The 3,146-nt window shown below is 57.3% G+C and carries 3 protein-coding genes; all 3 read right to left on the reverse strand.

Going from position 1 to position 3,146, the window contains the following annotated elements; all coding sequences use genetic code 11:
- Positions 1 to 259 (reverse strand): S-layer homology domain-containing protein (locus QZ329_RS15360; protein WP_295753873.1); only part of this gene is annotated, 259 nt, incomplete at its 3' end.
- A 109-nt stretch (positions 260 to 368) separates the two neighbouring features.
- The gene (locus QZ329_RS15365; RefSeq protein WP_295753874.1) at positions 369 to 1,163 is read right to left on the reverse strand and encodes a helix-turn-helix domain-containing protein; all 795 of its coding nucleotides are present in this window, start codon (positions 1,161 to 1,163) and stop codon (positions 369 to 371) included.
- Between the two features lie 136 nt (positions 1,164 to 1,299).
- A complete protein-coding gene (locus tag QZ329_RS15370) occupies positions 1,300 to 2,718 on the reverse strand; it encodes a hypothetical protein (protein WP_295753875.1) in 1,419 nt (472 codons plus the stop codon).
- Between the last annotated feature and the right edge of the window lie 428 nt (positions 2,719 to 3,146).

Consider the following 3,146-nt stretch of genomic DNA (forward strand, 5'->3'; position numbering starts at 1 on the left):
CCCGGGCGGGGGAGGTGGGCTTCCAGCCGAAGAAGCGGCACAGCACCACCACGAATTCAGAGCGGGACATCTCCTTGCCGACGCCAAAGCTGCCGTCGGACTCCGGATAGAAATATTTCAGCGCCACGCAGCGCTGGATGTCGTCCTTGGCCCAGAAGTCCTCCGGCACGTCGGAGAGAGCGGCGGCGGGAACAGAGCCTCCCCACGCCAGCAGGACGCATAAAAGAAGGCAGATCAGGGCCCTTTGCGATCGTCTCATGTTTCTCAGCTCCTTATAGATGGAATCACAATTCCTATTTTAGCAGATTTTTCCCTGTCCGTCAAACGAAAGCCGCCGGTGTTTTTCACCGGCGGCGGTATGAGCCCTCTCATTTGATATTCGACCCGACGAAAGACAACAGCTTCAAGAGCGGTTTCCAGAGTGTTGGATGATGCTCCAGAAGGAAGGACTCCACCTCCGCTTGCGCCAACCCGTCTCCCCAAAGCAAAATATGCTTGCCCGCAGCGTCATAGCCAACGGCAGTATCCCCCACGGCGGCCACGCCTACGGCAATCTTGCCGCCCAGGGCCGCCACGCCTCCCGCATACCAAAGACCGATGGCTACCGGACCAAACGCCAGAAGGGCGATGGCCACGGGGCCCAGCGCCACCAGTCCGAAGGCCAGACAGCCGACGGAAAGCAGCCCTGCCGATATGGCGCCGAAGCTGAACAGGCCCACACTCATAAGCCCCAAAGAAACAACCCCGACGGCCGTGTTGCCAATGGCGATGATGCCCCGGGCCGTATCCCGCATGCGCGTTGGGCCATAGAGGCGGAACCGGATGGAGACCAGAGGCAGACCAAAGAGCGTTGCCTTGCTGTCATAGGCGTAGCCCCGGAAATAACTGGAAATCTCTTCTACCTGCTTCTCCAGCTTCGCCGTGGAAGGGGAACCCGCTGGGGCGGGGAGTTCCGGGCTCTCCAGGCGGTCTTTAACCAAATAATCCACACTGACGGAGAACAGCTCCGACAGGGCGACGAGTTTGGAAAGCTCCGGAATCGCCGCGCCGCTTTCCCATTTGCTGACGGACTGCCGGGTTATCCCCAGCTGGTCTGCCAGCTGCTCCTGGGACAGCCCCTCCCGACGGCGGAGCTCCAGCAGTTTTTCTGAAAATGTCTTCATGGAAATATCCTCCCGCTTTCTTTTTAGGTTGGTTCCATGTTAGTCTGTTCCATGGAAAAAACAAGAACGCGGCAAGTGGAAGTTTGTCAACCAGCGGTTGCGGCCATTGCGCCGCAAGGGTTTCCGGGTTCAAAGATCAAAGCTGGTCGCGCTTGACCACATCCGGCGGGCAGTCCAGCTGCCAGGGGTCGTCCAACAGTGCGTGAAGATATCGGACAGCGGATGCGTAGTAAAAGCCGTCTACAATCCGTTCGTCGGTGACGAATGTGCAGTCCACGTACTTTCGCCGGACCACGCTGCCATCTCGCTTCACCTCGTACACACGGCGCTTGCGGCCAAAGGCGCAGAACACCGGCACGTTTCCGAAATCATAGAGGTGGTGGTGAATGGGAGGAATGCCCAGAGAGGCCATGGACGTGATGAACAGCGACCCATGAAACGGGGAGAGCTTGGTCAGCCAGCGGGGGAGAAGACCAAAGTAGTCCCCCGCCTGAAGCAGGGCCACCAGTCCCCGGAGCAGCAGCCCGGGAACCAGATTGAGAACTTTCGCCAGTTTGTCGAAGGAGGAGTTCAGCGGCGTCCGCTTCACCTCCTGCACCTTGCCGTCAAACCGGTGAAACACCGTCTCCGCCGTGTCGGCGGGGTCGAAGGTGACTTTGATGACCGTGTCCGGGGAGTCGGTGGACATCTCCTTTTTGATGGTCATGTTGACCTCGATGACCCGGTCCCGGCTGTAGGTCCGCTGCCCCGCGATGAAGCGGTTCAGCCCCGGATAGCGGGCGCAGGTCCGGACGTAGGCTGCCAGAATCACGTGCAAAATGCCAAAACCTTTCCAGCCCTGTTGGCGTTTTTCTGCGATATAGCGGTCCGCCGCCGTTACTTCAAACTGGTCGGCAATGAAGTTTTGGGAGGTGTTCCGGGTTTTCATGAGGAAGGGAGACACAGAGAAAATCGGGGAGAGGGTCCGCAGGCGCCGTCCGTCGTTCCGGTCGCCGAAGCGGCGAATCAGGCTGCCCTCCTCCATGGGCCGCCGCCGCATGGCCAGGGACAGGCACAGCAGCGCCGCCATGCAGCAGAGGACGGACAACTCCGGCAGCCACTCGTGAAGGGTCCAGCCCAGCTTCTGCCGGTCTTCTACGAAGATGTGGTACAGCATAGGCAGGCCGAATAAGGGCCACAGGAACGCCTGCGTGCGGATAATGCCAATGACCGTGGCCGTGTAAAGGACGGCCACCAGGGCGTACAGCAGAAGACAAAGAACGGTATGTAGAATTGAGACAAAGTAGAAGGCCTTCACCGCGAAGAACACACAGCCCAGCCACACGGGGATGGCGGAACGATACAGCCGTTCCCTCCCGTCCAGGAATAGAATCCATATGAAGCACAGATTGGCCCACAAGGGCAGCAGGACCTGAAAGAGGAGAACCGGCGTGGACAGGGAGGGCTCCCCCATGGCCCAGGCAAGGCGGATCACGCCGGAGCCGGCCATCAGCAGCGCCGACAGAATCGCCGCTCCCTGGATGGAGGGCAGCCAGTATACGGTTCTCTGTTTCATAAACGTGTTCCACCTTTTCTTTCTCAGCTTCTTGAAAAAACGGCGCGCCCATCCGCAGAGGAGCACGCCGTTTGGGTATATCGTTTACGGCTTTTGAGGGGTAAACAGAACCCTGGGATTTTACAGGGTTTTTATAGATATTATATAAAATTTTCCCCAAAAGTCAAGATTTCGACCTGTGTTTTGCGGAATGCCGGTTGAACTTTTGTATCTTTCACGCGCTCCGCTTTGTTCATAGACATTTTGCACAAAGGTTTTTCGCCATTTTCTAAAATATCAGAAAAAAATTTCGCCGGATTCTGGATTCCGCCCTTGTTTATTTGCGCTCCAAATGTTACACTAAAGGCAACAACCCCGATGAGGGGTCTCGAAAGAACCCTATGAAATAAGGAGGATGTTTTTATGAACGCCTATCTTTCCAGTGTGAT

Source organism: uncultured Oscillibacter sp. (genome assembly GCF_910579365.1).
GTDB lineage: Bacteria > Bacillota > Clostridia > Oscillospirales > Oscillospiraceae > Oscillibacter.

Coding starts and splice junctions, on each gene's coding strand:
- QZ329_RS15365 (WP_295753874.1), bottom strand. CDS start 1,163: ATGAAGACATTTTCAGAAAAACTGCTGGAGCTCCGCCGTCGGGAGGGG.
- QZ329_RS15370 (WP_295753875.1), bottom strand. CDS start 2,718: ATGAAACAGAGAACCGTATACTGGCTGCCCTCCATCCAGGGAGCGGCG.